4 protein-coding genes and 1 pseudogene are annotated in these 6,071 nt (G+C 75.2%); 1 reads left to right on the top strand and 4 read right to left on the bottom strand.

Going from position 1 to position 6,071, the window contains the following annotated elements; genetic code table 11:
- Positions 1–94, bottom strand: a pseudogene (locus tag ACIQU6_RS43590) (transcriptional regulator); the annotation flags it as partial.
- 205 nt (positions 95–299) lie between these two features.
- Here ACIQU6_RS43590 and ACIQU6_RS43585 point away from each other — a divergent pair.
- Positions 300–1,943, top strand: coding sequence for a hypothetical protein (locus tag ACIQU6_RS43585; protein WP_403488112.1), 1,644 nt, complete (start codon positions 300–302; stop codon positions 1,941–1,943).
- Positions 1,944–2,343: 400 nt separating this feature from the next.
- Here ACIQU6_RS43585 and ACIQU6_RS43580 read toward each other — a convergent pair whose 3' ends face one another.
- The 3 genes from ACIQU6_RS43580 to ACIQU6_RS43570 all read right to left on the bottom strand — a co-directional run bounded on the left by ACIQU6_RS43580 (position 2,344) and on the right by ACIQU6_RS43570 (position 5,792).
- Positions 2,344–3,456, bottom strand: coding sequence for a PP2C family protein-serine/threonine phosphatase (locus ACIQU6_RS43580; protein ID WP_403488110.1), 1,113 nt, complete (start codon positions 3,454–3,456; stop codon positions 2,344–2,346).
- A 162-nt stretch (positions 3,457–3,618) separates the two neighbouring features.
- The gene (locus ACIQU6_RS43575; protein ID WP_403488108.1) at positions 3,619–4,479 is read right to left on the bottom strand and encodes a hypothetical protein; all 861 of its coding nucleotides are present in this window, start codon (positions 4,477–4,479) and stop codon (positions 3,619–3,621) included.
- Between the two features lie 17 nt (positions 4,480–4,496).
- Complete coding sequence (locus tag ACIQU6_RS43570) at positions 4,497–5,792, bottom strand: VWA domain-containing protein (protein ID WP_403488106.1); 1,296 nt, start codon at positions 5,790–5,792, stop codon at positions 4,497–4,499.
- Positions 5,793–6,071: the final 279 nt, after the last annotated feature.

Genomic DNA, 6,071 nt, shown 5'->3' with positions numbered 1-6,071 from the left:
CCAGTGCCCAGACGATGTGCAGTCTGGGGGGTGAGGCCAGCAGGCCGAACACCCCGGCCGCCTCGGCCAGCACCTCGGCGGACGGGTCGGCCATCGCCTCCCCCTCGATGCTCCTCACCACTGCCGCACTCCGTCCTCCCGCGCCGCTTGCACCGGAGCGCCCAGTGTAGGCGGCGCGCCGGATCCGCCGGCAGGCCGAAGCCGGCTGCCGATCGGCGCGCGCGCAGTGCCCGGCCAGCCGGCTGCCCGCATGATGGCGGAGCCCCTCCGGCGCCCCTCCCACCTCGCGAGGTCTGATCATGGACGAGAGCCGGTCCCTGCCGGACGCCCGGGCGGTACGGACGGCCCCGGCGCCCGCCCGCGCCGCCCGACGGCCCGCCCCGGAGCCCCGGGCCGCGTCCCGCCCGCGCCCCTGGCTGGCCCTCACCGGCGCCGCGTTCGCCCTCCTCCAACTCGTCCTGGTGGTCCCCGGGACCGGCCTGGGGTGGGACGAGACGGTCTACGCCAGCCAGGTCGCCCGGGACGTGCCGGCCGCCTTCTTCAGCGCGCCCCGGGCCCGCGGCATCACGTACCTCATCGCCCCCGTCGCCGCGCTGACCTCCGACGCCACCGCCCTGCGGATCGCCCTCGCGGTCCTGTCCGGCGCCGGGCTGTGGGCGGCGCTTCGGGTCTGGCGGCCGCTGCTGCCCACCCGGGTGCTGGCCCTCGGCGGCGCCCTCTTCGCCACCCTCTGGATCACCCTCTACTACGGCCCCCAGGTCATGCCCAACCTCTGGTCCGCCTACGGGGCGCTCGCCGCCACCGGCTGCTTCCTGCGCGCCGTCCGGGACCGCGAGGACCGCCGGGCGCTCGTCGGGCTCCCGTTGGCCGTCGCGGCCGTCGGGCTGATGCGCCCGCCGGACGCCGTCTGGCTCGTGCTGGTGCCGGCCACCGCGGCGCTGGTGGTGTCCCGTTGGCGGCGCCCCGCGCTGGTCCCGTTGATGGCCGGCGGGCTGCTGCTGGGCGCCGCGGACTGGCTCGTCGAGGCGTACGCCCACTACGGGGGCCTGCTCGCCCGGCTGCACCGCGCCGCCGAGATCCAGGGCGGCATCGGCTGGCACCTCGCCGTCGGCGCCCAGCTCCGCAGCCTGGACGGGCGGGGGCTGTGCCGGCCCTGCGACGTGCCCTGGACGCACCCGGTCACCGCGGTGTGGTGGTACGCGCTGCCGCCGCTGACCGCCGCCGGTGTGCTGGCCGCCCGTCGGGCCCGGCGCACCGCCACCGCCGTGCTGCCGGCCGCCGTCGCGGGCGCGACCGCGGTGCCCTACCTCTTCCTCCTCGACTACGCCGCGCCCCGCTTCCTGCTGCCCGCCTACGCCCTGCTGGCGCTCCCGGTGGCCGACGGCCTGTGCCGGCTGGCCGCCCCCCGGGGCCGGCTCCGGTCGCGCCCCACGGCCCTCCTCGCCGTCGCGCTCGCCGTCCACCTGGTCGTCCAACTCGCCGTGCTCACCGGCAACACCGCCCGCAACCGCCACATGCGACGGGACTTCACGGCCGCGGCCGGCGCCCTGCACGCGCTCGGGGTGCGCCCGCCCTGCGTGCTCTCCGGCGACCACGCCGTCCAACTCGCCTACTACGCCGGCTGCGCCTCCCGACAGACCGCCGGACCCGACGCCGGCACCACCCCGGAACGACTGGTGGCCGAGGCCGGCCGCCGGCCGGTGGCGCTACTCGTCCCGCCGGCCACCGCCCCGCCCGCACTCGCCCGCGGCTGGCGGCCCGCGCCCCTGCCCGACGTCGCCAGCTTCCGCGGCTACCGTGTCTATCTCCCGCCCGCGTTGTCGGCTTTCCCGCCGTGCGGGGTGCTGTTCTTTGCGCCTGCGGCGCTGGCTGGTTGTCCGCTGCGCGGGGCCGGTCCGCTGCGCGGGGCCGGTCCGCTGCGCGGGGCTGTCGGGGTGCGGTGACGGGCCGGAGGGGCAGGGTGTTCGGACTGCTTCGCTTTACGTCCGAACACCCTGCCCCTCCGGCCCGTCCCCTCCCGGGGAGGGGTGGATTTCCTGTGGGCGGGACGCTCCGCCGGTGGGTCAACTCGGCTCTCTGGACTGAGTCGTGTCCGTCAGGGAGAGGAACGGCCGTTGGCGGGATGACGGGTCCCGACGGTTTGGGGACCACTATGGCTAGCCCCCACTCATCTGGTTTTCCACCCATCCAACGGAAGGTGGCGGGTCTCCGGGGCCGACTGTCCCGCGCAGCGGACAACAACTCGGCCCGCCCCGCGCAGCGGATCGGCGCCGCAGGCGCAAAACCGCAACCCCCACGGTGGGGCAACCGGCATCGTGGGAAGCAGCCGGCCGCAGGCAAACGTCAGCGCGGGCCGGCCCCCGGGGGCCGGGTGATCGCGACCATGGCCACGTCGTCGCCCAGATTGCCGTCCGCGTACCGCAGCAGGTCGTGGTGCAGCCGCCTGATCAGCGCCGCCGGATCGGGCTCGTTCCACTCGGCCAGCCGCTCGGTCAACGGGTAGAACGCCCCCGAGCGGTCCCGGGTCTCGATCACCCCGTCCGTGTAGAGCAGCAGCACCTCGCCCGGCCCGAACGCGAAGCTCTCGACCTTGTAGTCGGCCTCGGCCGGGGCCGTCAGCCCCAGCGGCACCGCCGGCTCGGCGACCTCCAGCGACCGAATCCCGCCGCTCCCCAGGACCAGCGGCGGGGGGTGCCCGCAGTTGACCAGCTCGACGCACGGGCCGTCGTCGTAGACGTCCAGGACCAGGGCGGTCACGAAGGACTCCGGGTCCTCCTCCGGGGCGTGCGCCATGTTCCAGTGCACCGCGTTGCCCAGGTGCGCGACGGCCGCCGGCAGCGCGAGGTGCTGGTAGGCGGTGCCCCGGAACGCCCCGACCAGCGCCGCGGCCTCCCCGATCGCGGTCAGGCCCTTGCCGCGGACGTCCCCGATGACCAGCCGCGTCCCGCCCGGCACCGGCACCGCCGCGTAGAGGTCGCCGCCGATCTCGGCCTCGGCCTCCGCGGAGATGTACGCCGACTCGATCCGCAGCGCCCCGCTCCGGCGCGGCAACGGCCACAGCAGCACCTGCTGGGCGGCCACCGCCACCGTGCGCACCCGACTCAACTGCCGCTGGTGCCGGTCGCGGACGTAGCGGAAGACGGTGACCAGCACCGAGATGATGACCAGCGCGGCGATCTGCGCCTGGTGGTTCGAGGTGGCGATCCCGCCGTGCAGGAAGCCGATGAGGATCTGCGCGGCCACCGCCAGGGCCCCGATGGCGCCGGTGAGGGCGGGGCCCGCGAACGAGGCGGTGAGCGCCGGCGCCGCCACCAGGAACGGGCCCAGGTGGATGGTGGTGGGCGAGGTGAGGTCCAGCACCGTGACCGCCGCGATCAGGGCGAGCGGCAGGGCGATCAACCCGTGGCTGAGCCGCCAGGGCCGGCCGCTTCGATGACGACGGTGCCGGACGCGCATACCTCTTCTCTACACCTGGGCCGGCCCCCGCGCCCGCAGGGCGTACCCCGCCGCCGGCCGCCGGCGGGGCCGGACGGCGGGGTTCCGGGGCCGGGCGTCCCCGGTGGGCCGCCGCATTCCGCCACGCCCCACCGCGACCGTCCGGCCCGGCCCGCCGGTCGGTCAGACCCCCGGCGGCAGGTGCGTCGGCCGGCCTGACCCGCGGGTCAGGCGGTAGCCGCCGATGCCGGCCAGCGCCGCCAGCACGCCGCCGATCGCGGTCCACACCCAGCGGTCCGACCACCAGCCCGAGGACCAGCCGCCGTCCGGCGCGCCGTCCGCGGCGGGCTGCTGGGTCGCGCCGCTCTGCTGCGGCTTCGGCGACGCGGTCCCGGCGCCCGGCACCAGGGGAGCGGACAGCTTCCCGTCCACCGCCCGGGCGCCGCCCGCGTCGGCCGCGGACGCCTCGACCTCCGTCTGCACCGGCTGCCCCAGCTCCTCCTGCGGCAGATCGACGGCGGTCAGCCGGACGTAGTAGTTGCCGGGCAGCGGATCGTTGGACCACTGCTCGGCCCAGCCGCGCACCGTGCGCAGTGCGCAGGACAGCTCGACCGTGTCGGCGTTCTCGGCCGCCGCCTTGGTCTGCACGCCGTAGCGGCACGCCTGCCGGCGCCGCAGCCCGTCGTACACGTCCAACTGCCAGGTGGTCGCGCCGTGTCGGGCCGCCTTCGGCAGCGTGACCTTCGCCTTGACGGTGACCTGCTGCCCGACGTCGGCCGGCAGCACCCAGTACAGGTAGTCGCCGGTGGAGGCGCTGGCGGTGGCCCGCTGGTCCAGGGCGATCGGCGTCGCGGTGCGGAAGGACGTGCCGGCCTCCGTGGGCCCCTTGGCGGCGTCCCCCGCACTGCTGGCGCTGGCGCTGGCGCTCGGGCTAGGACTGTCGGCGACCGCCGCACCGGCCCCGACCAACGCCACCGCGGCGGCGCTCACCAACACCCCGGCACCCCGCACCGCCAGGACCGTACGTGCCGTACGTCCCGTCATCTTGCGTACGCTACGCATCAGTTGGTCCTCCAGACGGTGATGCGCCAACGGGAGATCCAGCCCCACACCAGGCCGCCCACCAGACCGGTGAGCGCCAGGGCGCCGAGCAGCCACCAGCCCCGGCCGAGGCCGAAGGAGGCGACGTCGGAGGCGTCGTGCGGCCCGTCGACGAGGTCCACGGCCAGTTCCACCGGCAGACCCGGGTCGGTCTTGACCGAGGGGCCCGCCGAGAAGGAGTTGCTGACCTGGAGGCAGACCGTCTCGGGGGCGTCCCCGGCGGCGGCGTCGTCGGCCTTGGCGTAGCGCAGCCCGGTGGAGATCACGTCGGTCCGGCCGTCGCCGGCCTCCGCACCGCGGACGATCTCCCGGCCGTGCACGGTCGAGGCGCGCAGCAGCACCCCGTAGTCGTTGTTGACCGCGCGGTCCGCGCCGACGCTCACCGAAGCGCGCAGCTCCTGGCCCGGCTTGACGTTCACCCGGTACCAGCGGTGCTCGGCGAACTTCTCCCGGTCGGTGAACAGGCCCGGCTTGAGCTCCGGGGCGGTGGCGCACTGCGTGGCGCCCTTGGTCGCCACCGGAGTGGCCACGGGCCGCGCCGTTCGGTCCACCAACTGGTGCACACGGTCCCGGAGTTGGTCGGTGTGCTGCACCGAGGTGTACGTGCCGCCGGTCGCCTCGGCGATGCAGCTCAACTGGCTGCGGGTCTTGGCGTCCGGCAGCAGCCCGAGGGTGTCGACGGTGAGGTGGATGCCCTCGGCGGCGATGTCCCGGGCCACCTGGCAGGGGTCGAGCGGCTGACAGGTGTCCTCGCCGTCGGTGATCAGCACGATCCGGCGCTGCCCGTCACCGCCCTTGAGGTCCTTGGCCGCGGCCTGCAGGGCCGGGCCGATCGGCGTCCAGCCGGTGGGCACGAGCGTGGCCACCGCGGTCTTGGCCTCGGTCCGGTCGAGCGGCCCGACCGGGTAGAGCAGCTTGGTGTCCTTGCAGCCGACCTGGCGGTCGTTGCCCGGGTAGTTGGCGCCGAGCGTCCGTATGCCGAGCTGGACGTCCTTGGGGACGGCGTCCAGCACCTCGTTGAACGCCTGCTTCGCCGCCGCCATCCGGCTCTGCCCGTCGATGTCCCGGGCCCGCATCGAGCCGCTGACGTCGAGCGTCAGTTCCACCTTGGGAGCCGATGCGGCGGGCTCCCCGGTGGGCTCGCCGGCGACGGCCGTCGTGGGCAACAGCCCCACCGCCATCGCGGCAAGCAGTCCGCACACCCCGGACGCCAGCCTTCGCCTGGTGATCCGTTTGGTGATCGTTGTGATGATCATCGCCGGATCGTATGGAGAAAAGTGGCTGTACGCCAAAATCGACGACGGGGGTGCGGTGGTTGGTTCCCAGGTTGTCGGCTTTCCCGCCGTGGGGGTTGCTGTTTCGCGCCTTGCGGCGCGGGCCGATCCGCTGCCGGTCCGCTGCCCGTCCGCTGCCGGTCCGCTGCCGGTGCGCGCCGAGTTGTCCGCTGCGCGGTGCTGTTGGGGTGCGGTGACGGGCCGGAGGGGTGGGGGTGCCAGACTGCTTCGCTTTACCACGGGGACCCCCCCCCCGCCCGC

Origin of the sequence: Streptomyces sp. NPDC090442 (assembly GCF_044769405.1) — a bacterium.
In the GTDB taxonomy this organism is placed as follows: Bacteria; Actinomycetota; Actinomycetes; order Streptomycetales; family Streptomycetaceae; genus Streptomyces.
Note: the sequence above shows the minus strand (reverse complement) of the source record. Positions and strands in the feature narration are given on the sequence as shown.